This is a genomic window from Pseudomonas palmensis, from assembly GCF_049942755.1.
Lineage (GTDB): Bacteria > Pseudomonadota > Gammaproteobacteria > Pseudomonadales > Pseudomonadaceae > Aquipseudomonas > Aquipseudomonas palmensis.
Genome location: NZ_CP187958.1, coordinates 1,999,065 through 2,024,619 on the forward strand (window position 1 = coordinate 1,999,065; position 25,555 = coordinate 2,024,619).

Below are 25,555 nucleotides of genomic sequence, written 5' to 3' on the forward strand. Positions count from 1 at the left end.
ACAACTATCAATTTGTGCGCAAAAAAAACCCGCGCAGCGCAAGACTGAGCGGGCTGTTCTCGATTCTTACAGCAGCGGGATCGAGTAACTCAGGATCAGGCGATTCTCATCCTGATCGCGCTGGCCTTCGATATCGTTACGCCACATCGCGTTTTTCCACATGATACCCAAGCCCTTCAGCGTACCTTCTGGCACAACGTAAGCTAGGGTTATATCGCGTTCCCACTCGGTGCGATCACCGTTAGCAGTATCGATGTTGTCGCCTTTCAGGTAAGTCACGCCGGCAGTCGCGCCTGGCAGACCAACCTTGGCGAAATCGTAGGAGTATCGCGCTTGCCAGGTACGTTCGCCGGCGCGGGCAAACTTCTGGATTTGAGAGTCAGTAATGGTGTAGTTCGACGAACCATCACCTTGGTTCAGCCAAGGAAAGTCACTGCTGCCCTGACTAACCTGATAACCACCACCGAAGGTGTGACCGGCAACCGAGTAAAGGAACAGGGCACTGTACAGGTCATTGTCAACCTTCCCCCTGGTGACGCCGCTGCCGTAGTAGCCAGAGCTGAAATAGTCGGAGTCGTTCGAGTTGGCACCGTCGTCGGTGCTGTGGAAGTAGCGCAGATCAGTCTTCAGTACGCCTGGGCCAATCGACCAGTTGTGTACAGCGCCCAAGAAGTGCTGCTTGTAAAAGTCAGACAGGTTGCCGTAGTAGTACTGCAGCAACAGATCCTTGTTCACCTTGTAGTCAGCACCAGCGTAGATGAACTTGTTGCTGAATTGGCCGGTGCGAGCGCTGCTGGAGCCTCCGTTGGCACCGCCAATGGACATCCCTTCATTGTTGCTTGAGTTACGACCCTTGACATGCTCGATCTGCCCACCGATCAAAGTCAGGTCTTTGATCTCATTGGACGTGATCTGGCCACCCTCGAAGGTTTGTGGCAGCAAGCGACCATCGTTGTAAGAAATGACAGGCAACTTCGGCATCAGGGTGCCGTACCGCAACTCTGTCTGGGAAACTTTGGCTTTGGCGGTCAAGCCAACGCTGGAATAATCATTTACTGCGCGGCCGTCGTTGTCGGTTGGAAACACTGTGCCACCGAAGGCACCACTGCTGCGGTTGCCATGACGCCCCTTGCCGGAGTCCAGTCGAATACCCATCAGGCCGATAGCATCGACACCGAAACCAACAGTCCCTTCGGTGAAGCCCGAAGCGAAATCAAGCTGGAAGCCTTGGCCCCATTCCTCTTGGTAGCTGGCGTTTTTAGGTGCACTGGAATCACGGTTATCTGTGTTGATGTAAAAATTGCGCAGCTTGAGAGTTGCCTTGCTGTCTTCCACAAAACCGGCTGCACCCGCTTGCTGGGCCAGTACCCCTACGGCCACGGCAAGTGCCAGGCTGGACTTGTTCATGCATCACTCCTTTCGATTCTAATTTTTGTGTGTCGCTTGATGGGCAGACTCTGTCGTTCCGCTCCAAAGACGATTGGCGATTAGCACCAAAGCGTGACTGATAAGTCAATCGTAACCAGTCGTTTCACTACTTTGGTCTAAGGCGCCGGCCTTGGGTGCGAAGGATAATGACAATCCTATAAATCAAAAAAGACAATTTTGTGAATTTTTCAGATTATTACGGAATATAGTCCGATTATTTCAGCGTTTTGCAGGATAGCCCATAAGCTAATTCCCATATCTTCTTAAAAAGATATTTTTTATACCGATCATCTTCCTCATTGCCCCGGCAGCCCGCGATTGTTCACCACCCTGGCAGCGACCACCTTGACCCGGGTCATCCAGCCAATGACTCCTAAGCTAATGCCAAAAAGTTATTTATTTCGGCATTCTTAGATCAACTAGTCTTCTCGTCATCCACACCGCCTACCCGCCTGACGAGGAGTTTTCCATGACCCTGCCTGCCCCGCTGCGCCTGTTCACCGCCCTGGCCCTGGCCGGTGCCGCCTTCTTCGTCCAGGCCGCCGACCTGACCGTGGCCTACCAGACCACCGTCGATCCGGCCAAGGTGGCCCAGGTCGATGGCACCTATGAAAAGACCAGCAAGGCCAGCATCGACTGGCGCAAGTTCGACAGCGGCGCCGACGTGATCACCGCCGTCGCCTCCGGTGACGTACAGATCGGCTACCTGGGCTCCAGCCCCCTGGCCGCCGCCGCCACCCGCAAGCTGCCGGTGGAAACCTTCCTGATCGCCACCCAGATCGGCGCCGCCGAGGCACTGGTGGCTCGCGAGGGCAGCGGCATCAACTCGCCGCAGGACCTGATCGGCAAGAAGATCGCCGTACCGTTCGTGTCCACCGGCCACTACAGCCTGCTGGCCGCACTCAAACAGTGGAACATCGACCCGTCCAAGGTGCAGATCCTCAACCTCGCGCCACCGGCGATCATCGCCGCCTGGAAGCGCGGCGACATCGACGCCACCTACGTATGGGACCCAGCCCTGGGCGTGGCCAAGGAAAACGGCAAGGTGCTGATCACCTCCGGCGAGCTGGCCGAAAAAGGCGCACCGACCTTCGACGCCTGGATCGTGCGCAAGGACTTCGCCGCCAAGCACCCCGAGATCGTCAAGGCCTTCGCCAAGGTCACCCTCGACGCCTACGCCGACTACCGCAAAAACCCGCAAGCCTGGCTGGCCGACAAGGCCAACGTCGACAAGCTGGTCAAGCTTTCCGGCGCCAAAGCCGCGGACATTCCGGGCCTGCTGCAGGGCAACGTGTTCCCGCTGGCCGCCGACCAGGTCGCGGCCCTGGGCGCACCGACCACCAAGGCCATCACCGACACCGCCACCTTCCTCAAGGAACAAGGCAAGGTCGACGCGGTACTGCCCGACTACGCGCCCTATGTCAGCGCCCAGTTCATCACCAACTGACACCGGAGCCCCTTCATGGCCCTGCTACAACTGGAGCGCATCAGCGCACAGTACCCCGGCGCTGCCGAACCCGTACTGGCCGACATCTCACTGAGCCTGGGCCCGCAGCAGCTGCTGGTGGCCCTGGGCCCTTCCGGCAGCGGCAAGACTTCGCTGCTCAACCTGATCGCCGGCTTCGTCACCCCCAGCGCCGGGCGCATCACCCTCGATGGCCAAGCGGTGCAGGGCCCCGGCGCCGACCGTGGCGTGGTGTTCCAGGACGACGCCCTGCTGCCCTGGCAGGACGTACTGGCCAACGTCGGCTTCGGCCTGGAACTGGCCGGCGTACCCCGTGCACAACGTGAAGCCAGGGCCCGCGAAATGCTCGCCCTGGTGGACCTGGCCGACTTCGGCAGCCGGCGTATCTGGCAGTTGTCGGGCGGGCAGAAGCAGCGTGTGGGCCTGGCCCGTGCACTGGCTGCCGACCCGCGCATCCTGCTGATGGACGAGCCGTTCGGCGCCCTGGATGCATTCACCCGCGAACAGATGCAGGAACTGCTGCTGCAGGTGTGGCAACGCACCGCCAAACCGGTGTTCCTGATTACCCACGACATCGAGGAGGCGGTGTTCCTGGCCACCGAACTGGTGCTGCTGGCGCCCAACCCGGGGCAGATCGTCGAGCGCCTGCAACTGGACTTCGGCCAGCGCTACGCCGCAGGCGAATCGGCACGCGCGATCAAGTCCGACCCACGCTTCATCGAAACCCGCGAGCACGTACTGTCGCGGGTGTTCTCCCAACGCAGCGCCACCCCGCGCAAGGAGCTCGCATGAGCAGCCTCGACCTGCCGGTAACGGCCAAACCTGCCGCTGCTGCAGCGGTGCCCGTGAAGGCGCGGCGCAGCCTGAGCACACGCTGGATCAGCGTACTGACCCTGGCCACGCTGCTGCTGGCCTGGTGGGCGGTGACCGCCGCCGAATGGATCGAGCCGCTGTTTCTGCCCTCGCCCGAGGCGGTGCTGGGCAAGGCCTGGCTACTGATGACCCAGGGCTACATGGAATCGACCCTGTGGCAGCACCTGGGCGCGAGCCTGCAGCGTATCGGCCTGGCCCTGGGCGCGGCGATCCTGACCGCGATCCCGATCGGCATCGCCATCGGCCACAACCGTATTGCCCGCGGCATCTTCGACCCGCTGATCGAGTTCTACCGGCCGATCCCGCCGCTGGCCTACCTGCCGTTGATCGTGATCTGGTGCGGCATCGGCGAGTTGTCCAAGGTGCTGCTGATCTACCTGGCGATATTCGCCCCGATCGCCATCGCCACTGCCACCGGCGTGCGCACCGTCGACCCGGCCAGGCTGCGCGCCGCGCAGTCGCTGGGGGCCACCCGGGCACAACTGATTCGCCACGTGATCCTGCCCAGCGCACTGCCCGACATTCTTACCGGCGTGCGCATCGGCCTGGGCGTGGGCTGGTCGACCCTGGTGGCCGCCGAACTGATTGCCGCCACCAGCGGGCTGGGCTTCATGGTGCAGTCAGCCGCGCAGTTCCTGGTGACCGACGTGGTGGTGCTGGGCATTCTGGTGATTGCCCTGATCGCCTTCGCATTGGAAATGAGCTTGCGCGCCCTGCAGCGCAAGCTGGTGCCCTGGCATGGCCAGAGCCATTGAGACTTGCACAAAGAGACCGACATGAGCCTGACCATTACCCCGCTGAGCCCCGCGCTCGGCGCCCAGATCAGCGGCATCGACCTGACCCGCGAGATCAGCCGTGAACACCGTGACGCCGTGGAGCAGGCGCTGCTCCAGCACCAGGTGCTGTTCTTTCGCGAGCAGCCGCTGACCCCGCAGCAGCAGGCCAGTTTTGCCGCGCGTTTCGGCGATCTGCACATTCACCCCATCTACCCCAACGTGCCCGAAACGCCACAGGTACTAGTGCTCGACACGGCCGTCACCGATGTACGCGACAACGCCATCTGGCATACCGACGTGACCTTTCTGCCCACCCCGGCGCTGGGTGCGGTGCTCAGCGCCAAGCAGTTGCCGGCCTATGGTGGCGACACCCTGTGGGCCAGCGGCATTGCCGCCTATGAGGCACTGTCGGCGCCGCTGCGCCAGCTGCTCGACGGGCTGACCGCCACCCACGACTTCACCAAGTCGTTTCCGCTGGAGCGCTTTGGCAACACCGCCGAAGACCTGGCGCGCTGGGAAGCGGCGCGGCGCAACAACCCGCCGCTGTCGCACCCGGTGATCCGCACGCACCCGGTGAGCGGGCGCAAATCGCTGTTCGTGAGCGAAGGCTTCACTACCCGCATCAACGAACTGGGCGAGGCCGAGAGCGAAGCGATCCTGAAACTGCTGTTCGCCCACGCCACGCGCCCGGAGTTCACCATCCGCTGGCGTTGGCAGGAAAACGACGTGGCGTTCTGGGACAACCGCGTAACGCAGCATTACGCGGTGGACGATTACCGACCGCAGCGGCGGGTAATGCATCGGGCGACTATTCTGGGCGACAAGCCGTTTTGAGGCGGTGCGCCGCGGCCATTGATTACGTACTACGTGGTACGAATCAAGGTATGAAAACACCCCGTTGGGCGTAGCTGGCAAGAGGGAGGCATTCGCCGGCAAATCCGGCTCCTGTAGGAGCCGGCCTTGCCGGCGAAGGGGCCGGCAGCCCTAACGCACCATGTGCAAAAACTGCAGGTGACGCTCGTACTGGTCGAGGATGTCGTTGATGATCTGCTCCTTGCTGTAGCCCACCAGGTCGTAATCCTGGCTGCCTTCACTCAGGTGCACCTCGGCGCGGTAGTAGCGCCGGTTCTTCAACTCCTGCGTGCCCAGCCCGGCCAGTGCGAACGATGGCGTGAAGTAGCCGCGCATCTGCACCTGGTAGATGAACGGCTGCTCTTCGCCATGGCCGATCTTCAGGCTCACGTTGTCGTGGCTCGGGTCTTCCTGGGTGATGACATTCAGGCCCTTCTCGGCAAACACGTCGGTCACCTCGGCAATCGCCGGGCGCACCACGTCATCCATGAACCGGTACACCTCGTCCCGCGAGGGGAAGTGCACCGCCTGGCTCAGGCGATGCCGCCAGCCGCCACGCCCGCGCCGCGAGTTGGCGAACGGTGCCAGCGAGTGCATCTGCGCGATCTGACGCTGCGACTCCAGGTAGAACGCCTTGTGCAGGCCCCACATCATCGCCAGCAGGATCACCGAGAACGGCAGCGAGGTCAGCACCACCGCCGACTTGAGCGAGTCGATGCTGCCGGCAAACAGCAGCCCGCTGGTCACCAGCGCCGTCATCGCACCCCAGAACACCCGCAGCCAGTTGGGGCCGTCCTCGTCCGGGCTGCCGTCACGGGCCGACAGGGTCGAGAGCACCACCGTGCCCGAATCGGCCGAAGTGACGAAGAACACGAAGCTGATGAACACCGTGACCGCGATCACCACCTTGCTCCACGGGTAGGTTTCCAGCAGCAGGTACAGGCTCATCGAGGGGTTTTCCAGCGCCGACTGCCCCAGCGCCGTAGCGCCATTGAGCACCTGCAGGATCGCGCTGTTACCGAAGATGGACATCCACGCCAGGGTGAAGCCCAGCGGAATCAGCAGCACGCCGAACACGAACTCGCGGATGGTGCGCCCGCGGGAAATCCGTGCGATGAACAACCCGACGAACGGCGCCCAGGCAATCCACCAGGCCCAGTAGAACACCGTCCAGCCGCCCAGCCAGTCGCTCGGTTCGTTGTAGGCGTACACGTCGAAACTCTTGCGCGGCAGCGCGCCCAGGTAGTCGCCCAGGTTCTGGATCAGGGTGTTGAACAGGTGCTGGGTAGGCCCGGCGAACAGTACGAACAGCAGCAGTGCGCAGGCCAGCACCATGTTGATGTCGGACATCACCCGCACGCCCTTGTCGACCCCGGCGATGGCCACCACCACCGCGGCCCCCATCATCAGGCTGATCAGGATCACCTGCACCCACTGGGTGTGCGGGATGCCGAACAGGTAGTCCAGGCCCGAGTTCAGGTGCAGCACGCCAAAGCCCATGTCGGCGCCCAGGCCGAACACCGTGGCGATGATGCCGAAGCCGTCCACCGCGTAGCCGATGGGGCCGTTGATGCGCTTGCCGATCAGCGGGTACAGCGCCGAACGCAGCGCCAGCGGCAGGTTGTGGCGGTAGGCGAAGTAGGCCAGCGCCATGCCCACGAAGGCGAACACGCCCCAGCCATGCAGGCCCCAGTGCAGAAACAGCAGCTGCATCGCCTGGCGCCCGGCCTCGGCGGTGCCGGCTTCGCCCTGGGGCGGCTGCAGCAGGTGGGTCAGGGGTTCGGAGACGCAGAAGAAGAACAGCGTGATGCTGATGCCGGCGGCGAACAGCATGCCGGCCCACGACAGGTAGCTGAACTCGGGTTCGTCGTGGTCGGCACCGAGCTTGATCTTGCCGTAGCCGGACAAGGCGGTGACCACCACGAAGACCAGGTACAGGGTCATCGCCAGCATGTAGTACCAGCCCACGGTGTTGGCGGCCCAGTTCTGCGCCGCCAGCAGCCATTCACCGGCCACCTGCGGGTTGCTGATCACGGCCAGGCCGAACAGCAGGATGAAGCTGGCGGCAAAATAGAACACCGGGGGGTTCATGCGGATAGTGCTGGGGGTATTCGAAGACGGTGCACTCATTGCGTGTGCACCTCGCGGGGGTGTGTGAGGGTTGAGTTGTACGGGTTCAGCAAAGGGTTTCCTCCTGTTGAACACCGGCAGCGGACCACCGTTTAAGTTGAACGAGCGTTCAAGTTAAACATGGATGGGGGTTACGGTGCGACCCATCGCGGGTCAAGCCCGCTCCCACAAGAACAGCTGTGATCGTTGTGGGAGCGGGCTCGGCCCGCGATGAGGCCTTCAAAAACACTGAAGATCTACTTCTGCGTCCCATCATCATGCTGCAGATTGGCCTGGGTCAGGTTGCTGCCTGCCGCCACACTGCGGGTCAGCCACACATTGCCGCCGATGGTCGAGCCCTTGCCGATGGTGATACGCCCCAGAATAGTCGCGCCGGCGTAAATCACCACGTCGTCCTCGACGATCGGGTGGCGCGGCTGGCCCTTCTGCAACTGCCCCGACTCGTCCGCCGGGAACCGCTTGGCGCCCAGGGTCACCGCCTGGTAGATACGCACCCGCTCGCCAATGATCGCCGTCTCGCCGATCACCACACCGGTGCCATGGTCGATGAAGAAGCTCGGGCCGATCTGCGCGCCGGGGTGAATGTCGATGCCGGTGGCCGAATGCGCCAGCTCCGAACTGATGCGCGCCAGCAGCGGCAGCCCGGCGCGGTACAGGTGATGCGCCAGGCGGTGGTGGATCACTGCCAGCACGCCGGGGTAGCACAGCAGCACCTCGTCCACGCTGCGCGCCGCCGGGTCGCCGTGATAGGCCGCCAGTACATCGGTATCGAGCAACGTGCGCAGGCCCGGCAGGGCGGCGGCGAAATCCTGGATCAGGCGCAGCGCCTGGGCGTCAATCTCCAGCGACTCGGCCTTGCCCTGGCGCGCGGCGTAGCGCAGCTCAAGGCGCGCCTGGGCCAGCAATGCGGTCAGCGCCGCGTCCAGGGTGTTGCCCACATAGAAGTCTTCGCTCTCTTCGCGCAGGTCCACCGGGCCCAGGCGCATGGGGAACAGCGCGCCGCACAGCTGCTCGAGAATCTGGCGCATCGCCTCGCGCGAGGGCAGCTCGCGCCCGCCCTGCTCGCCACTGCTGCGGCCATTGCGGCTGCGCCATTGGTCACGGGCTGAACGCAGCTGGCTGACGAGGGTTTGCAACTGCCAATGGCCTGTTTGCGCGTTGTCGCTCACGGTTGTCTCTCCTGACGCGGCGGCGGCTTGTGGAGGGGGTGGCCGCCTTGTTGCGGATCACTTTACGGCAAATGGCCACGGCGGAAAAAATATCCCTTTATGCGCTTTGGCTATAAATCCGGCATAAGCCGGCCCAGTGGAAGAGACGCCCACGGCTGCCTATAGTCGAAGTTTCCCCAGTCAGCCCGATGCCATGATCGAACACCAGCTCGAACGCTTCAAACGCCTGCCCTTGCTCGATGCACCCACCCCGCTGCACCGGCTCGAACGCCTGTCGGCCTGGGCCGGGCGCGACATCTACATCAAGCGCGACGACCTCACCCCGCTGGCCCTGGGCGGCAACAAGCTGCGCAAGCTCGAGTACCTGGCCGCCGACGCGCTGGCCAGCGGTGCCGATACGCTGATCACCGCCGGCGCCATCCAGTCCAACCACGTGCGCCAGACCGCAGCACTGGCCGCACAACTGGGCCTGTGCTGCGTGGCCCTGCTGGAAAACCCCATCGGCACCGACTCCCCCGCCTACCAGCACAACGGCAACCGCCTGCTGCTGGAACTGTTCGACGCCAGGGTCGAGCTTGTGGATAACCTCGACGATGCCGATGACCAGTTGCAGGCGCTGGCCGTGCGCCTGCATGCCAGCGGACGCAAGCCCTACATCGTGCCGATTGGCGGTTCCAATGCGCGTGGCGCCCTGGGCTATGTGCGCGCCGGGCTGGAGCTGGCCGAGCAGATCACCCGCAGCGGGCAGACCTTCGCCGGGGTGGTGCTGGCCTCCGGCAGTGCGGGCACCCACAGCGGCCTGGGCCTGGCGCTGGCCCAAGCGCTGCCGCAACTGCCGCTGATCGGCGTGACCGTGTCGCGCAGCGACGAGGCCCAGCGCCCCAAGGTGCAGGGCCTGGCCGAACGCACCGCCGAGCTGCTGGGCATCGACCTGCCTGACGCCTTCAAGGTCGAACTGTGGGACGAGTACTTCGCGCCGCGCTACGGCGAACCGAATGCCGGCACCCTGGCCGCGATCCGCCTGCTGGCCAGCCACGAGGGCCTGCTGCTGGACCCGGTGTACACCGGCAAGGCCATGGCCGGGCTGCTCGACGGCATCGCGCGCCAGCGTTTCGACGAAGGCCCGCTGATTTTTCTGCATACCGGTGGGGCACCTGCATTATTCGCCTACCCTGAGGTCTGGAGCAGTCAACCAATAACGGCTTAATTGATATCAGCGGGGCCAGTCATGACGATTTCCGTATTCGGTAAACAGTTGCTGGGCACAGGGGCTGCCCTGGTACTTGGCCTGGGCCTGCTTGGCCAGGCGGTCGCCGGCGAGCAATTGCAGAAGATCAAGGACAGCGGCAGCATCAGTGTCGGCCTGGAGGGCACCTACCCGCCGTTCAGCTTCGTCGACACCGACGGCAAGCTGACCGGCTTCGAGGTCGAGCTGTCCGAGGCCCTGGCCAAGGAGCTGGGGGTCAAGGCCAGGCTGCAGCCGACCAAGTGGGACGGCATCCTCGCCGCCCTTGAATCCAAGCGTCTGGACATCGTGGTCAACCAGGTGACCATCTCCGACGAGCGCAAGAAGAAATACGACTTCTCCGAGCCCTACACCGTTTCCGGCATCCAGGCCCTGGTGCTGACCAAGAACAAGGACACCATCAAGACCGCACAGGACCTGGCCGGCAAGAAGGTGGGCGTGGGCCTGGGCACCAACTACGAGCAATGGCTCAAGGACAACGTGCCCAAGGCCATCATCAAGACCTACGACGATGACCCGAGCAAGTTCCAGGACCTGCGCGTGGGCCGCATCGACGCCATACTGATCGACCGCCTGGCGGCACTGGAATACGCCAGAAAAGCCAAGGACACCATCGCCGCCGGCGACGCCTTCTCGCGCCAGGAAGCCGGCGTGGCCCTGCGCAAGGGCGAGCCGGAACTGCTCGACGCGATCAACAAGGCCCTCGGCAAACTGCGCGCCGACGGCACGCTGAAAAAGCTTTCCGAGAAGTATTTCAGTGCTGACGTGACGCAATGATCGAAGAGAGCCTGCAGCTGGCCCTGGACAGCGCGCCCTTTCTGCTCAAGGGCGCCTACTTCACGGTGTTCCTGAGCCTGGGCGGGATGTTCTTCGGCCTGTTGATCGGCTTCGGCCTGGCGCTGATGCGCCTGTCTGCGATCAAGCTGCTGAGCTGGACGGCGCGGGTCTATGTGTCGTTCTTTCGCGGCACGCCGCTGCTGGTGCAGCTGTTCATGATCTATTACGGCCTGCCGCAGCTGGGCATCGAGCTGGACCCGCTGCCTGCGGCGCTGATCGGGTTTTCCCTGAACATGGCCGCCTATGCCTGTGAAATCCTGCGCGCCGCGATCAGCTCCATCGACCGCGGCCAGTGGGAGGCCGCCGCCAGCATCGGCATGACCCGCGGCCAGGCGATGCGCCGCGCGATCCTGCCGCAGGCAGCGCGCACCGCCCTGCCGCCGCTGGGCAACAGTTTCATCTCGCTGGTCAAGGACACCGCGCTGGCCGCCACCATCCAGGTGCCGGAGCTGTTCCGCCAGGCCCAGCTGATCACCGCACGCACCTTCGAGATCTTCACCATGTACCTGGCCGCCGCCCTGATCTACTGGGTGCTGGCCAGCGCGCTGGCCCACCTGCAGAACCGTCTGGAAGCGCGGGTCAACCGCCATGACCTGGAGCCCTGAGGCATGATCGAAGTCACCCGCCTGAGCAAGCAGTTCAACGGCCTGACCGTGCTCGACGACATCAGCCTGACGGTCGAGGCCGGTGAAGTGATCGCCATCATCGGCCCCAGCGGCTCGGGCAAGACCACCTTCCTGCGCTGCCTGAACCTGCTGGAGACCCCCAGCAGCGGACGCATTCGTGTGGCCGACATCGAGATCGACGGCGACCGTCCGCTGGCCAAGCAGGCCACGTTGATTCGCCACCTGCGCCAGCAGGTCGGTTTCGTGTTCCAGAACTTCAACCTGTTCCCGCACCGCACCGCCCTGGAGAACGTCATCGAGGGGCCGTTGGTGGTCAAGAAGGCCCCCCGCGAAAAGGCCCTGGCCCTGGGCCGTGCGCTGCTGGCCAAGGTCGGCCTGGCGGGCAAGGAGGATGCCTACCCGCGGCGCCTGTCCGGTGGCCAGCAACAGCGCGTGGCCATTGCCCGGGCATTGGCCATGGAGCCGCAGGTGATCCTGTTCGACGAACCCACCTCGGCGCTGGACCCCGAGCTGGTGGGCGAGGTGCTGGCGACCATTCGCGGCCTGGCCCAGGAAAACCGCACCATGATCATCGTCACCCACGAAATGAACTTCGCCCGCGACGTGGCCAACCGGGTGATCTTTTTCGACAAGGGCGTGATCGTCGAACAGGGCGAGGCCAAGGCCCTGTTCGCCGCGCCGAAGGAAGAACGCACACGCCAGTTTCTGGGCAAGTTTCTCGGCGCGCAGGGCCACGCCCACTGACCCGGATGCACCGCCCGAGCACAGACAAATCCGAGTTTATCCACAGCCCCCATGCCGCTTCGGGTAGGACCGCTCTGAAGCGCTGCCGACTGCCCGGTCACGGCCATCGGGCACCTTGACTCACCTGCCGATCCAGCCAATAACCAAAGCCTCGTGCCACCACCCGCACAAGGAAACGGACCATGCACCGCGCAGCCAAAGGATCTGAACTGCCGCCCCCCGCCCTGCTCCATATCGCGCCCCATGGCATTGGCGTGCACACCGCCAGCCACCTGCAAGCCAGCATCCAGACCACACCGACCCAGCAGGCCGGCGACCTGCTGGAGCTGTTCTGGGGCAACCGCTACGTGGCCGCGCATCTACTGCGCGCCGGCGAGCCCGGCACCTTGATCGCCCTCGCCGTGCCCAGGCAGATGCTCTACCCGGGGCTCAACACCCTGCACTACCGCCTGCTCCAGCCCGGCCAGCACCCGCGACGCTCCGCGCCATTGCAGGTAGCGGTCAAGCTGAACTGCCCCGGCGGCTACGTGACCACCCCGGAGAACCCGCACCTGACGCCCTTGCACCTGCCTGGCCGGCTGCTGCGCCAAGGGCTGGATCTGAGCCGCTGCGGGCAGGGTGTACCGTTCAACATCGCGCCGTACCGGCACATGGCCGAAGGCGATGCGATCACCCTGCGCTGGGCCGACCTGCGCATCGACCTGGCGCCACTGCCCAGCGACGGTATCGGCTGCCCGATACAAGGCCTGATCCCGCCCCAAGTGCTGCTGGAAGCCGGCAACGACGAGCACCTGGACGCCAGCTACTGCATTCTGGACAAGGTCGGCAACTGCTCGCAGTGGGCCCCGGCCGTGCGCCTGCGGGTGTTCGGCCAAGGGCCGCGGAGGCACTTCTATGCATATTCCTAAAGGTTAGTTTATTTAATTTTTATACACGCTTAGGGTATATAGACCGGACCACCGGACCAGCGCATTTCTGTCGCCCATATCGATCACGGCGACGTTTCCAATACGTGAGGTAGGTATGGTCAGGAACACAATCACCCCAGTGCGCAACGCCAGGGCATTGAGTGCAGCCAAGGAGCGGTACTGATGTCCAGCTTGGTACACGACGCAGTCCACAGCGATCTGGACAACGCCCCATTACTGCTGCCGGCCAAGGTCCTGCGCAATGACGCAGAGGCCCTGGAGGCCGCCCATGAACTGGCCGCCGCCGCGCGCCTGCAGGCCGCCCGCCGCGACCAGCAGCGCAAGCTGCCGTGGGCCGAGATCGAGCAGTTCACCCGCAGCGGCCTGGGCAGCATCAGCATCCCGCGCGAGCACGGCGGGCCGGACGTTTCCTTCGCCACCATCGCTGAGGTCTTCCGCATCATCAGTGCGGCCGACCCGGCCCTGGGGCAGATCCCGCAGAACCAGTTCGGCATCCTCCAGCAGGTCAAGAACACCGGCAACGAACGCCAGAAGCACCTGCTGTTCAAGTCGGTGCTCGACGGCTGGCGCATCGGCAATGCCGGCCCCGAGCGCGGCAGCAAGAACACCCTCGAACTCAAGGCCCGCGCCGTGCGCCAGGGCGATCACTTTCTGCTCACCGGGCAGAAGTTCTATTCCACCGGCGCGCTGTTCGCCCACTGGGTGGCAGTAAAGGCCCTGAACGACGACGGGCGCCAGGTCATGGTCTTCGTGCGCCGTGGCAGCCCGGGCCTGCGTATCGTCGACGACTGGTCCGGCTTCGGTCAGCGCACCACCGCCAGCGGCACGGTGCTGCTCAACGAAGTGCCGGTGGACGCGGAGCTGGTGCTCGACAACTGGCGCCAGGCCGACAGCCCCAACATCCAGGGCGCCGCCTCGCAGCTGGTGCAGGCCGCCATCGACGCCGGCATCGCCGAGGCCGCAGTGGCCGATGCGATCAGCTTCGTGCGCGAACGCGCGCGGCCGTGGGTCGACGCCAAGGTCGATCGCGCCAGTGACGACCCCTATGTGATTGCCGACATCGGCCGCCTGACCCTCGAACTGCATGCCGCCCAGGCGCTGCTCGGCCGCGCCGCGCGCGTGCTCGACGAGGTCAACGCCGCGCCCATCGACGCCGCCGCTGCCGCACGTGCCTCGATTGCCGTGGCCGAAGCCAAGGTGCTGACCACCGAGATTGCCCTGCAGGCCAGCGAGAAGCTGTTCGAGCTGTCGGGCAGCCGCGCCACCCTGGCCGAGTTCAACCTCGACCGGCACTGGCGCAACGCCCGCGTGCACACCCTTCACGACCCGGTGCGCTGGAAGTACCACGCCGTGGGCGCCTACCACCTCAACGCGACCCTGCCTGCCCGGCATTCCTGGATCTGACCAGACCACTGGAGCCCTCTCATGAGCCTATTGCCGCAACCGCACGATCTCGTGGCGGTCATCTCTTCTGATGCCCAGGCGTTGGAAACTGCCGAACAGATTGCCGAACAACTGCGCCGCGACAGCATCGAGCGCGACCGCGAACGCCGCCTGCCGCACCCGGAACTGGCGCTGTTCTCGCGCTCGGGCCTGTGGGGCATCAGCGTGCCGAAAGCCTTCGGTGGCGCGGGCGTGTCCAACGTCACCCTGGCCAAGGTCATCGCCCGTATCGCCCAGGCCGACGCCTCGCTGGGGCAGATCCCGCAGAACCATTTCTACGCCCTTGAAGTGCTGCGCGTGAACGGCAGCCCGCAGCAGCAGGCACGCCTGTACGCCGAGGTGCTGGCCGGCAGGCGCTTCGGCAACGCCCTGGCCGAACTGGGCACCAAGACCGCCCACGACCGCACCACCGCCCTCACCCGTGACGGTGACGGCTACCGCATCAACGGCCGCAAGTTCTACGCCACTGGCGCGCTGTACGCGCAGCGCATCCCCACCTCGGTGATCGACGAACAGGGCGTGCAACAGCTGGCCTTCGTGCCCGCCGACAGCGCCGGGCTCGACGTGATCGACGACTGGAGCGGCTTCGGTCAGCGCACCACCGGCAGTGGCTCGGTGGTGTTCGACAACGTGCGTGTCGAGGCCGACGATGTGGTGCCGTTCCAGAGCGCCTTCGAGCGCCCGACCCCGGTCGGCCCGCTGGCGCAGATTCTGCACGCCGCCATCGACACCGGCATCGCCCGCGCCGCCTATGAAGATGCCCTGCATTTTGTGCGCACGCGCACCCGGCCATGGATCGACTCGGGCATCGACAAGGCAGTCGACGACCCGTTGACGCTCAAGTCCTTCGGTCACCTGGCGATCCGCCTGCATGCCACCGAAGCCTTGCTCGAACGCGCCGGCGAATACCTCGACCGAGCCCAGGCCGAGACCAATGCCGACACCGTCGCGGCGGCCTCCATCGCCGTGGCCGAGGCACGCGCCATCAGTACCGAGATCTCCCTGGCCGCCGGCAGCACGCTGTTCGAACTGGCCGGCAGCCAGGCCACCCTGGCCGAACACGGCCTGGACCGCCACTGGCGCAACGCCCGCGTGCACACCCTGCACGACCCGGTGCGCTGGAAGTACCACGCCATCGGCAACTTCTACCTCAACGATGAAAACCCACCGTTGCGGGGCACCATCTGATGGCGAAAAAGAAGATCCTGCTCAACGCCTTCAACATGAACTGCGTGGGGCATATCAACCACGGCCTGTGGACGCACCCGCGCGACACCTCGACCCGGTACAAGACCCTCGAGTACTGGACCGACCTGGCGCGGTTGCTCGAGCGCGGGCTGTTCGACGGCCTGTTCATCGCCGACATCGTCGGGGTGTACGACGTGTACCAGCAGTCGGTCGATGTGCCACTCAAGGAGTCCATCCAGCTGCCGGTCAACGACCCGCTGCTGCTGGTTTCGGCGATGGCCGCAGTCACCCGCCACCTGGGTTTCGGCCTCACCGCCAACCTCACCTACGAGCCGCCGTACCTGTTCGCACGCAGGCTCTCGACCCTCGACCACCTGAGCAATGGTCGGGTGGGCTGGAACATCGTCACCGGCTACCTCGACAGCGCGGCCAAGGCCATGGGCCTGGACGCGCAGCCCGAGCATGACCGGCGCTACGACCAGGCCGACGAGTACCTGCAGGTGCTGTACAAGCTGCTCGAAGGCAGCTGGGAAAACGACGCCGTGCGCAATGACCGCGAACAGCGCGTGTACGCCGACCCGGCCAAGGTGCACAAGGTGCAGCACCACGGCGAATTCTACCGGGTGGAGGGTTATCACCTGTGCGAACCGTCGCCACAGCGCACCCCGGTGCTGTTCCAGGCCGGCGCCTCCGAGCGTGGCCTGGCGTTTGCCGGGCAGCATGCCGAATGCGTGTTCATCAGTGGCCAGAACAAGGCCGCGACCCGCGCCCAGGTCGACAAGGTGCGCGCCGCGGCCACGGCGGCCGGGCGTGATGGCGACGCGGTGAAGGTGTTCATGGGCCTCACCGTGATCGTGGCCCGCACCGAGGAGCAGGCCCGCGCCAAGCACGCCGAGTACCTGCGCCATGCCAGCCCCGAGGCCGGCGTGGCGCACTTTGCCAGCTCCACCGGCATCGACTTTGCCGAATACGACCTGGACGAGCCGATCCAGTACGTCAAGAGCAACGCCATCCAGTCCGCCACCAAGCACCTGCAGAACAACGACTGGACCCGGCGCAAGCTGCTCGACCAGCACGCCCTGGGCGGGCGCTACATCACCCTGGTCGGCTCGCCGACCCAGGTTGCCGACGAACTGGAGCGCTGGATCGAGGAGACCGGCCTGGACGGCTTCAACCTGGCCCGCACCGTCACCCCGGAAAGCTATGAGGACTTCATCGATTTGGTGATCCCCGAGCTGCAACGTCGCGGTTCGTACAAGACCGCCTACACCGATGGCAGCCTGCGCGAAAAACTCTTCGCCGCCGGCCCGCACCTGCCCGCCGACCATACCGGCGCGGGCTATCGCACCCTCAACCCGACTGGAGCGCAACCGCATGCTTAAGACATTTCTGGCCCGCCCTGTCGCGGCCCTGGCCCTGGCCCTCGGCCTGATCGGTGGCGCCCATGCCAACGATGCACCGCTCAAGGTCGGCACCACCGCAGCCTTCGCCCCGGCCCTGGAAGCGGCCGTGGACGAGGCCAAGAAGCAGGGCCTCAAGGTGGAACTGGTGGAGTTCAGCGACTGGATCGCGCCCAACGTCAGCCTCGCCGCCGGCGACCTCGACGTGAACTACTTCCAGCACATCCCGTTCCTGGAAAACGCCAACGTCGCGGCGGGCTCGACGCTGGTGCCATATGCACCGGGCATCATCAACAACGTCGGGCTGTACTCGAAAAAGTACAAAAGCTTCGACGAGCTGCCCCAGGGCGCCACCGCCGCCATCGCCAACGACCCGATCAACGGCGGACGCGGCCTGCAACTGCTGGCCAAGGCCGGCCTGATCACGCTCAAGCCGGGGGTGGGCTACAAGGCCACCGAGGACGACATCGTCGCCAACCCGAAAAAGCTCAAAATCCTGCAGGTCGAGGCCGTGCAACTGGTACGTGCCTATGACGACGCCGACCTGGTGCAGGGCTACCCGCACTACATCCGCCTGGCCAACACCTTCGATGCAGGTTCGGCGCTGATGTTCGACGGCGTGGAGCACAAGGAATACGTGATCCAGTTCGTGATCCGCCCGCAGAGCAAGGACGACCCGCGCCTGGCCAGGTTCGTGGATATCTACCAGCACTCGCCGGTGGTGCGCGCAGCCCTCGACAAAGCCTACGGCAAGCTCTACCAGCCGGGCTGGGAGAGCTGAGATGAGTGCTGCCACCGCCCGCCAGACGGCGCACCCCAGCCCACCTGCGCAGCCCGCGCCACAGCACGCGCTGCACCCTGAGTTGAGCAGCGCGCAAGTGCGCCTGATCGGCGTCAACAAGACCTACCCCGGGCAGGCCACGGCGGCGCTGGCGGACATCGACCTGAACATCCAGCGCGGCGAGATCTTCGGCATCATCGGCCGCAGCGGCGCGGGCAAATCGTCGCTGATCCGCACCCTCAACCGCCTGGAGCAACCCAGCAGCGGCCGGGTGCTGATCGACCAGGTCGATATCGGCGAGCATAACGAGGACCACTTGGTGGCGTTGCGCCGACGCATCGGCATGATCTTCCAGCACTTCAACCTGATGTCGGCCAAGACCGTGTGGCAGAACGTCGAGCTGCCGCTGAAGGTGGCCGGCGTGCCCAAGGCCCAGCGCCAGCGCAAGGTGGCCGAACTGCTGGAGCTGGTGGGCCTGCAGGACAAGCACGGGGTGTACCCGGCGCAGTTGTCGGGCGGGCAGAAGCAGCGCGTGGGGATTGCCCGCGCGCTGGTGCACGACCCGCAGATACTGCTGTGCGACGAGGCCACTTCGGCGCTGGACCCGGAGACCACCGGCTCGATCCTGGCGCTGCTGCGCGACATCAACCAGCGCCTGGGCCTGACCATCATCCTGATTACCCACGAGATGGCGGTGATCCGCGATATCTGCCATCGCGTGGTGGTGCTCGAGCGCGGGCGCATCGTCGAGCAGGGGGCGGTGTGGCAGGTGTTCGGCGACCCGCAGCACGCGGTCAGCAAGACCTTGCTGGCCCCGCTGCAGCCAGCCTTGCCGCAGCACCTGCAGGCCCGCCTGCTGCCCGAGGCGCCGAATGCGCAGGCCGCGCTGGTACTGCGCCTGCGCGTCAGCGGGCGCGACCGCGAGGCACCGGAACTGTCGACGCTGTTCGCGTTGCTGGGCGGCCAGGTGAGCCTGCTGCAGGGCGGTATCGAACCGATCCAGGAACGTGCGCTGGGGCAGTTGGTGGTGTCGGTGGCCAACTCGGCGCACGGGCATGCGCAGGTGATCGAACGGGCGCGCCAGTGGGCGGCGCAGGTGGAGGTGCTGGGCTATGTGGTTTGATCGATTGTTGCAGGGAGTGCTCGACACCCTGCTGATGGTGGGCGTGTCGTCGCTGATCGCGTTGCTGGCGGGCATTCCGCTGGCGGTGATCCTGGTAACCAGCGGCAAGGGCGGCATCTACGAGGCGCCGCTGGTTAACCGCGTGCTGGGGGCGTTCGTCAACCTGTTTCGCTCGATACCGTTTCTGATCCTGATGGTGGCGTTGATCCCGTTCACGCGGCTGATCGTGGGCACCACGTATGGCGTGTGGGCGGCGGTGGTGCCGCTGACGATTGCGGCCACACCGTTTTTTGCGCGCATTGCCGAGGTGAGCCTGCGCGAGGTGGATCATGGGCTGATCGAGGCGGCGCAGGCGATGGGGTGCCGGCGCTGGCACATCGTCTGGCATGTGCTGTTACCCGAGGCGCTGCCGGGCATCGTGGGCGGCTTCACCATCACCCTGGTGACCATGATCAATTCGTCGGCGATGGCTGGTGCGATTGGTGCCGGTGGGTTGGGGGACATCGCGTACCGGTACGGGTACCAGCGCTTCGACAGCCAGATCATGCTGACGGTGATCGTGATGCTGGTGGTGCTGGTGGCGTTGATCCAGCTGGGCGGGGACCGGTTGGCGCGGGGGTTGAACAAAAGATAGACCGCAGCGTCCGTATCGCGGGTCAAGCCCGCTCCCACAGGTCCGCTGAAGTCCTTGGGGGAGCGGGCTTGACCCGCGATTGGCCAGCCCGGACACATCCGGAGTCAATGACACCCTTCATGCAGGTGCACACCTGACTACCTTGAGATTTCAACCTCAAGGAGATCGACATGGACTGTCCAAGCTCTCGTTTCCTGCGCCGCGGCCGTTTCTCGGAACCTGGCCGGCTTTACCTGCTTACCAGCATCATCGAACACCGCAAACCTCTTCTTCAGGACTTCCACATCGCGCGCCTGGTGGTAGCCCAGTTCATGCAGGCGCAGCGAGAAGGCAGTGCACACTCGCTGGCCTGGGTCGTCATGCCTGACCACGTTCACTGGTTGATCGAGTTGCAGAACCTGACACTCGCGACACTCATGCGACGTTTCAAGTCGCGCACGGGTTGTGCCGTACTCAAGGCTTGCAGGCATCAGGGGCGCATCTGGCAGCCCGGGTTTCATGATCGTGCGTTAAGACGGGAAGACGATGTGCGCGCAGTCGCCCGCTACATCGTTGCCAATCCTTTGCGGGCGGGGCTGGTAAAGCGGCTCGGCGACTATCCGCATTGGGACGCCGTATGGCTCTAGAGCCGGTAACGGCCATCGCGGGTCGAGCCCGCTCCCACAGGGACAACTCCGGACCTGTAGAAACGGGCTCGACCCGCGATGGCCATCACTCGCGCTGCGGCTCCTTGATCTTGTACCAGGCCACATACAGCGCCGGCAAAAACAGCAAGGTCAGCAACGTGGCGACAATGATGCCGCCAATCATCGCGTAGGCCATCGGCCCCCAGAACACTTCCCGCGCAATCGGAATCATGCCCAGGCTCGCCGCCGCCGCCGTCAGCAGAATCGGCCGGCGACGATGGTCCGTGGCCTCCACCACCGCATCCCACGGCGCATACCCATCGGCCTCGTACGCATCGATCTGCGTCACCAGGATCACCGAGTTGCGGATGATGATCCCCGCCAGCGCCAGAATGCCCAGTATCGCCACGAACCCCATCGGCGTACCCGTGGGGATCAGCGCCAGCACCACGCCAATCAACCCCAGCGGCGCCACGCTCGCCACCAGGAACAGCTTCTGCACACTGTGCAGCTGAATCATCAGGAACGTCGCCATCAGAAACAGCATCAACGGCACCACCTTGGCAATCGGCCCCTGGGCCTTGCCGCTCTCCTCCACCGTGCCCCCCGTCGCCACCTGATAACCGGCCGGCAACTTACGCGCAAACTCGTCGATCTGCGGCTTGAGCTGCGCCACCAGGTCAGTCGGCTGGATCTCGTCACGCACCGCCGCCTTGACCGTGATGGTCGGCTTGCGGTCACGCCGCCACACCAGCGGCTGCTCCAGCTCGTAACGCACCGTGGCAAACGCCAACAAAGGAATCGAGGTGCCGCTGGGCGTCACGATCTGCAGGTTCTGCAGGGTCTGCGGCGAGTCACGCTCGCTGTCCACCGCGCGCCCGATCACGTCGATCAGGTAGATGTCATCGTTCACCTGGGTCACCGGCGAGCCGCTGACGATGCCGTTCATCAGGTTGGCCACGTCCTCGGACGACAGCCCAAGCTGGCGCGCCTTGTCCTGGGCAATGTCGATGCGCAGCACCTTGCCCGGCTCGTTCCAGTCGTAAATGATCTCGCCCACATGGGAGTTGCCATCGAGCAGCGCCGCCAGTTCGATCGCATGCTTGCGCACCTGGTCGATGTCCTTGCCGCTGACCCGATACTGGATCGGCCGCCCCACCGGCGGGCCCATCTCCAGCGACTGCACGTAGCTGCCGATGCCGACAAAGTCCTTGCGCAGGCGCTCCTTCAGGCGCGCCGTGAGCGCCTCGCGCGACTCCAGGCCCTTGCTCACGATCACCAGCTGGGCGTAGTACGGGTTCTCCAGCTGCTGGTCCAGCGGCAGGTAGAAACGGATCGCGCCCTGACCGATGTAGGTACTCCAGCGCACGATGTCCGGGTCGTCCTTGAGGGTCGCCTCCAGCTTGTCCACCGCCTTGCGCGTCTCGTCGATGGAGGCGTTCTGCGGCAGGTTGAGGTCCACCAGGATCTCCGGACGGTCCGAGGACGGGAAGAACTGGTTCTGCACGAAGCGCATGCTGAACACCGCCAGGGCGAACAGCACCACGGTGCCGATGATGGTGATCCAGCGGTGGCGCATGCACCACAGCAGGCCATGGTTGAAACCGCGACCGATGCGCCCGGGCTCGGCGTCGTGGGCCTTGACCTTGGCGCTGAGCAGGTGCACCCCCAGCACCGGCGCGAACAGCACCGCCACCACCCACGACACCAGCAGCGCCACGGCGATCACCGCAAACAGGGTGAAGGTGTACTCGCCCGCGGAGCTGGCGTTCAGGCCGATGGGCACGAAACCCGCCACCGTCACCAGGGTGCCGGTGAGCATCGGGAACGCAGTGGAGGTGTAGGCGAACGTGGCCGCCTGCTCCTTGCTCTCGCCCTTCTCCAGCCGCGTGACCATCACCTCCACGGTGATCATCGCATCATCCACCAGCAGGCCCAGCGCGATGATCAGCGCGCCGAGGGAGATCCGCTGCATGGTAATGCCGCTGTACTCCATGAACACGAACACCATGGCCAGCACCAAAGGAATCGAGCAGGCCACCACCAGCCCGGCACGCACTCCGAGGCTGATGAAACTGACCACCAGCACGATCACCACCGCCTCGAACAGCGCACTGGTAAAGCCGCCCACGGCCTCCTCGACCACCACCGCCTGGTCCGACACGGTGTGCACGCCCACGCCCACCGGCAGGTCGGCGGTGGCGGCCTCCATGCGCTCGTGCAACTGCTTGCCGAAGGCCTGGATGTTGCCGCCCTTCTTCATGCCGATGGCCAGGCCGATGGCAGGCTTGCCGTCGTAGCGGAACATCGGCGTGGGCGGGTCGGCGTAGCCGCGGCTGATCTCGGCAATATCGGCCAGGCGATAGAAGCGGTCGTCCAGGCGCAGGTTGACCTGCTCCAGGTCTTTTTCCGAGGCGAACTGGCCAGTGGTGCGCACCGAGATACGCTCGGGGCCGGCCTCCATCACCCCGGCCGGGGTCACCGCGTTCTGCGCCTGCAACGCCTGCACCACCTGGCGCTGGTCGATGCCCAGGGCCGCCAGCTTGCGGGTGGAGAAGTTCAGGTACAGCACCTCGTCCTGCTGGCCGATCATCTCGACCTTGCCCAGCCCGGGCACCTCGCGGATTTCTGCACGTACCTGCTCGACGTAATCGCGCAGCTGGCGCATCGAGATGCCGTCGGCGGTGAACGCATACACCGAGCCGAACACATCGCCGAACTCGTCGTTGAAGCCGGGGCCCTGGATGCCCTGGGGGAACTCGCCGCGGATGTCCTGGATCTTCTTGCGCACCTGGTACCAGATCTGCGGGATGTCGCCAGCCTTGGTGGTGTCGAGCAGGTTGACGAACACCGTCGACTCGCCGGGCCGGGTGTAGCTTTTCACGTAGTCGAGCGAGTCCAGTTCCTCGAGTTTCTTCTCGATGCGGTCGGTGACCTGCAGCAGGGTCTCGTCCTGGGTGGCGCCGGGCCAGCGGGTCTGGATGACCATGGTCTTGATGGTGAACGAGGGGTCCTCCTCACGGCCCAGGTTGAAATAGGAAAACACCCCCATCAGCAACGCGACGAACATCAGGTACCAGACGAAGGATTGGTGCTTGAGTGCCCATTCCGACAGGTTGAAGCTTCCTTTCATCGCGGGCCTTCCTCATCGATTTTTACCTTCTGGCCAGGCTTGAGGCTGTTGACCCCCGCCGTGACCACACGCTCGCCCGGCTGCAGGCCGGCACTGAGCACCACGCTGTTGTCCAGCCGCTCGCTGACCTTCACGTCACGCAATGAAACCGTATGCTGCTGCGGGTCGACGACCCATACCCGGGTGTGCCCGTCGACCTCCTGCAGGGCGCTCAACGGCAGCTCGCTGCGCGGTTGGATCGCCGAGCTCAGGGTGACGCTGATGGCCGTGCCCAGGCGAAAGGCCTCGGGGGTGTCGGCCAGGGTCAGGCGCGCGCGCCGGGTACGCGTGGCCGCGTCGGCCTGGGGCTCGATCTCGCGCAGCACGGCACTGGTGTTCACGCTGGGGTCGAGCTGCGCGGCCACCAGGAACTTCACCTCGCCCGACAGTTCGTCGGCCAGGCCTGCGGGCAGGTCGATCACCGCCTCCTTGACGTCCGGGCGCGCCAGCGTGACCACGCCCTGGCCGGCGGTGACCACCTGCCCGGCCTCGGCCTGCCAGGCAGTGACCACGGCGGGGTGGTCGGCCTGCAAGGTGCTGTAGCCGAGCTGGTCGCGGGCCTGGTTGACCGCCGCCTTGGCCTGTTCGAGCGAGGCGCCGGTAGTCTTCAGGTCGGTCTGGGCGATGTCCAGCTGGGCCTGGGCCCCCACGCCCCGGTCGAACAGCTGCTGCTGACGACGGGCGTTGGCCTGGGCGTTGATCCACTGCGCCTGCACCTTGGCCAGGTCGCCTTCGGCGGCACGCAACTGGTTCTGCTGGTCGGTGGGGTCGAGGGTGGCCAGGGTGTCGCCGGCCTTCACCGTGGCGCCCACATCCACCCAGCGCCGGGCGATGCGCCCGCCCACGCGAAAGCCCAGGGTGCTTTCGTAGCGCGCCTGGATAGAGCCGGCAAAGCGCCCCAGGCGCGCCTGGTCCTGCGCCTGCACCACCTGGGACAGCACCGGGCGCACCGGCTCGGGCGGCGGCTCGTCATCGGCGCAGGCGGCCAGCAACACACAAGCGAACATCAGCCACAGGGTTCTCATTGCGTCACCCCGATATCGGCTGGGTCTGCCACTTCCACCTGCATGTCCGGGTGCAGCAACTGCCCACCCGCGATCACCACGGTTTCGCCGCCCTTGAGGCCGTCGCCCACCACCACCTTGCCGGTGAGGTAGCGCAGCACCTTGACCTTGCGCAGGTTGACCTTGTTGTCCTGGCCCACCAGCCACACCGCCGGGTCATGCACATCCTTGGTCAACGCCGACCACGGCAGCTCGATGCTCGGGGTGCCCTCAGCCCTGGCCGTGGCACTCACCACCGAGCCCAGCTGCATGGCCGGCGGCACCTCGCTCAGGCCGACCTTGACCTGCACCGTGCCGCTTTGCGCCGAGACCGTCGGGGTGATTTCACGCACGTGCCCCTTGGCTTGCACCTTGGGGTCGTCGAGCAGGCTGACGATGATCGCCTGCTGGGTGGGTGGCGCCATCAGCAGCGATTCGTAGACGTTGAACACCGCGTCGCGCTCGCCGTCGCGGGCCAGGGTGAAGATCGGCACGGTGGCCTGCACCACCTGCCCCACCTCGGCCTGGCGCGCGGTGATCACCCCGGGCGCCTCGGCGATCAGCGCGGTGTAGCTCAGTTGTTCGCGGGCGTTGGCCAGTTGCGCCTGGGCGGCCTTGAGCGCGCTCTGGCTGCTTCGCAGGGCGGCCTGGGCCGCGTCGTATTCGCTCTGGCTGGTGTAGCCCTTGGGCAGCAGCTTCTGCTGGCGCACGAAGGCGGCGGAAGTCTGGGTCACGCGAGCCTGTTCGGCGAAGACCTCGGCCTTGGCCGAGTCGACATTGGTTTGCAGGTCCTTGGGGTCCAGGCGCGCCAGCACCTGATTGGCGCTGACGTGATCGCCCACGTCGACGTTGCGCTCGATGATCTTGCCGCCCACGCGAAACGACAGGTCGGCCTGTACCCGTGCCTGAACATCGCCGGTGAGGGTCACGGAGGCTGCAAAGTCGCCGGCCTTGACCTGTTGCACCGCCACCCTGGGCAGGTCGGGTGCGGCGGCTTTCTTCTCGCCGCAGCCAAGCAGCAGCGCAAGCCCCAGGCAGACGATCAGGTTGGGGGGCGACACCGTCATGCG

22 protein-coding genes are annotated in these 25,555 nt (G+C 65.2%); 16 read left to right on the plus strand and 6 right to left on the minus strand.

Annotation, left to right across the window (positions count from 1 at the left end):
- Positions 1-66: 66 nt before the first annotated feature.
- On the minus strand, positions 67-1,407 hold the full coding sequence (locus tag ACPRTJ_RS09140) for an OprD family porin (protein WP_426428649.1): 1,341 nt from the start codon (positions 1,405-1,407) through the stop codon (positions 67-69).
- 490 nt (positions 1,408-1,897) lie between these two features.
- Between ACPRTJ_RS09140 and tauA the strand changes: the two genes are divergently transcribed.
- From tauA to tauD, 4 genes are read left to right on the plus strand one after another with little or no spacing between them, the layout of a single operon-like run.
- Complete coding sequence (tauA, locus tag ACPRTJ_RS09145) at positions 1,898-2,875, plus strand: taurine ABC transporter substrate-binding protein (protein WP_043861608.1); 978 nt, start codon at positions 1,898-1,900, stop codon at positions 2,873-2,875.
- A gap of 15 nt (positions 2,876-2,890) precedes the next feature.
- Positions 2,891-3,685, plus strand: a complete 795-nt coding sequence (gene tauB / locus ACPRTJ_RS09150; protein WP_043861607.1) for a taurine ABC transporter ATP-binding subunit — start codon at positions 2,891-2,893, stop codon at positions 3,683-3,685.
- The gene (tauC, locus tag ACPRTJ_RS09155; RefSeq protein ID WP_088514105.1) at positions 3,682-4,521 is read left to right on the plus strand and encodes a taurine ABC transporter permease TauC; all 840 of its coding nucleotides are present in this window, start codon (positions 3,682-3,684) and stop codon (positions 4,519-4,521) included. The genes tauB and tauC overlap by 4 nt, the downstream gene beginning before the upstream one ends.
- A gap of 21 nt (positions 4,522-4,542) precedes the next feature.
- Positions 4,543-5,376 (plus strand): taurine dioxygenase, encoded by an 834-nt coding sequence (gene tauD / locus ACPRTJ_RS09160; RefSeq protein ID WP_054915908.1) that lies wholly within the window; start codon positions 4,543-4,545, stop codon positions 5,374-5,376.
- Positions 5,377-5,526: 150 nt separating this feature from the next.
- On the opposite strand, the gene betT is transcribed toward tauD, so the two are convergent.
- Together betT and epsC are read right to left on the minus strand one after the other, a co-directional pair.
- Positions 5,527-7,485, minus strand: a complete 1,959-nt coding sequence (betT, locus tag ACPRTJ_RS09165) for a choline BCCT transporter BetT (protein ID WP_210014772.1) — start codon at positions 7,483-7,485, stop codon at positions 5,527-5,529.
- A 275-nt stretch (positions 7,486-7,760) separates the two neighbouring features.
- Positions 7,761-8,693, minus strand: a complete 933-nt coding sequence (epsC, locus tag ACPRTJ_RS09170) for a serine O-acetyltransferase EpsC (protein ID WP_043861603.1) — start codon at positions 8,691-8,693, stop codon at positions 7,761-7,763.
- 193 nt (positions 8,694-8,886) lie between these two features.
- Here epsC and ACPRTJ_RS09175 point away from each other — a divergent pair, with 193 nt between their 5' ends.
- From ACPRTJ_RS09175 to ACPRTJ_RS09230, 12 genes are all read left to right on the plus strand, one after another.
- Positions 8,887-9,900 carry a D-cysteine desulfhydrase gene (locus tag ACPRTJ_RS09175; protein WP_426428653.1) on the plus strand — a complete coding sequence of 338 codons (1,014 nt, stop codon included), beginning with the start codon at positions 8,887-8,889 and terminating at the stop codon, positions 9,898-9,900.
- A gap of 21 nt (positions 9,901-9,921) precedes the next feature.
- A complete protein-coding gene (gene tcyJ, locus ACPRTJ_RS09180) occupies positions 9,922-10,716 on the plus strand; it encodes a cystine ABC transporter substrate-binding protein (protein WP_426428655.1) in 795 nt (264 codons plus the stop codon).
- Complete coding sequence (tcyL, locus tag ACPRTJ_RS09185; protein ID WP_088514101.1) at positions 10,713-11,381, plus strand: cystine ABC transporter permease; 669 nt, start codon at positions 10,713-10,715, stop codon at positions 11,379-11,381. Before tcyJ ends, tcyL begins: the two co-directional genes overlap by 4 nt.
- A gap of 3 nt (positions 11,382-11,384) precedes the next feature.
- Positions 11,385-12,146: an L-cystine ABC transporter ATP-binding protein TcyN gene (gene tcyN / locus ACPRTJ_RS09190; protein WP_058541691.1), complete on the plus strand. Its 762-nt coding sequence runs from the start codon at positions 11,385-11,387 to the stop codon at positions 12,144-12,146.
- 182 nt (positions 12,147-12,328) lie between these two features.
- The gene (locus ACPRTJ_RS09195; protein WP_278929040.1) at positions 12,329-13,054 is read left to right on the plus strand and encodes a hypothetical protein; all 726 of its coding nucleotides are present in this window, start codon (positions 12,329-12,331) and stop codon (positions 13,052-13,054) included.
- A 183-nt stretch (positions 13,055-13,237) separates the two neighbouring features.
- A complete protein-coding gene (locus tag ACPRTJ_RS09200) occupies positions 13,238-14,479 on the plus strand; it encodes an SfnB family sulfur acquisition oxidoreductase (protein WP_426428657.1) in 1,242 nt (413 codons plus the stop codon).
- A gap of 21 nt (positions 14,480-14,500) precedes the next feature.
- Positions 14,501-15,706, plus strand: a complete 1,206-nt coding sequence (locus ACPRTJ_RS09205; protein ID WP_058541693.1) for an SfnB family sulfur acquisition oxidoreductase — start codon at positions 14,501-14,503, stop codon at positions 15,704-15,706.
- Positions 15,706-17,088, plus strand: coding sequence for an LLM class flavin-dependent oxidoreductase (locus ACPRTJ_RS09210; RefSeq protein ID WP_054915902.1), 1,383 nt, complete (start codon positions 15,706-15,708; stop codon positions 17,086-17,088). The genes ACPRTJ_RS09205 and ACPRTJ_RS09210 overlap by 1 nt, the downstream gene beginning before the upstream one ends.
- Complete coding sequence (locus tag ACPRTJ_RS09215) at positions 17,081-17,887, plus strand: MetQ/NlpA family ABC transporter substrate-binding protein (protein ID WP_426428660.1); 807 nt, start codon at positions 17,081-17,083, stop codon at positions 17,885-17,887. The genes ACPRTJ_RS09210 and ACPRTJ_RS09215 overlap by 8 nt, the downstream gene beginning before the upstream one ends.
- Before the next feature lies 1 nt (position 17,888).
- Positions 17,889-19,010, plus strand: a complete 1,122-nt coding sequence (locus tag ACPRTJ_RS09220; RefSeq protein ID WP_426428662.1) for a methionine ABC transporter ATP-binding protein — start codon at positions 17,889-17,891, stop codon at positions 19,008-19,010.
- Positions 19,000-19,644 (plus strand): methionine ABC transporter permease, encoded by a 645-nt coding sequence (locus ACPRTJ_RS09225; protein ID WP_054915900.1) that lies wholly within the window; start codon positions 19,000-19,002, stop codon positions 19,642-19,644. Before ACPRTJ_RS09220 ends, ACPRTJ_RS09225 begins: the two co-directional genes overlap by 11 nt.
- 170 nt (positions 19,645-19,814) lie before the next feature.
- Positions 19,815-20,270 carry an REP-associated tyrosine transposase gene (locus tag ACPRTJ_RS09230; RefSeq protein ID WP_043861589.1) on the plus strand — a complete coding sequence of 152 codons (456 nt, stop codon included), beginning with the start codon at positions 19,815-19,817 and terminating at the stop codon, positions 20,268-20,270.
- Positions 20,271-20,355: 85 nt separating this feature from the next.
- On the opposite strand, the gene ACPRTJ_RS09235 is transcribed toward ACPRTJ_RS09230, so the two are convergent.
- The 3 genes from ACPRTJ_RS09235 to ACPRTJ_RS09245 are packed head-to-tail and all read right to left on the minus strand — an operon-like array spanning position 20,356 to position 25,552.
- Entirely contained in the window at positions 20,356-23,403 is a 3,048-nt protein-coding gene (locus tag ACPRTJ_RS09235; RefSeq protein ID WP_043861588.1) for an efflux RND transporter permease subunit, read from the minus strand.
- Positions 23,400-24,467, minus strand: a complete 1,068-nt coding sequence (locus ACPRTJ_RS09240) for an efflux RND transporter periplasmic adaptor subunit (protein ID WP_043861587.1) — start codon at positions 24,465-24,467, stop codon at positions 23,400-23,402. Before ACPRTJ_RS09240 ends, ACPRTJ_RS09235 begins: the two co-directional genes overlap by 4 nt.
- Positions 24,464-25,552, minus strand: coding sequence for an efflux RND transporter periplasmic adaptor subunit (locus ACPRTJ_RS09245; protein ID WP_043861586.1), 1,089 nt, complete (start codon positions 25,550-25,552; stop codon positions 24,464-24,466). Before ACPRTJ_RS09245 ends, ACPRTJ_RS09240 begins: the two co-directional genes overlap by 4 nt.
- Between the last annotated feature and the right edge of the window lie 3 nt (positions 25,553-25,555).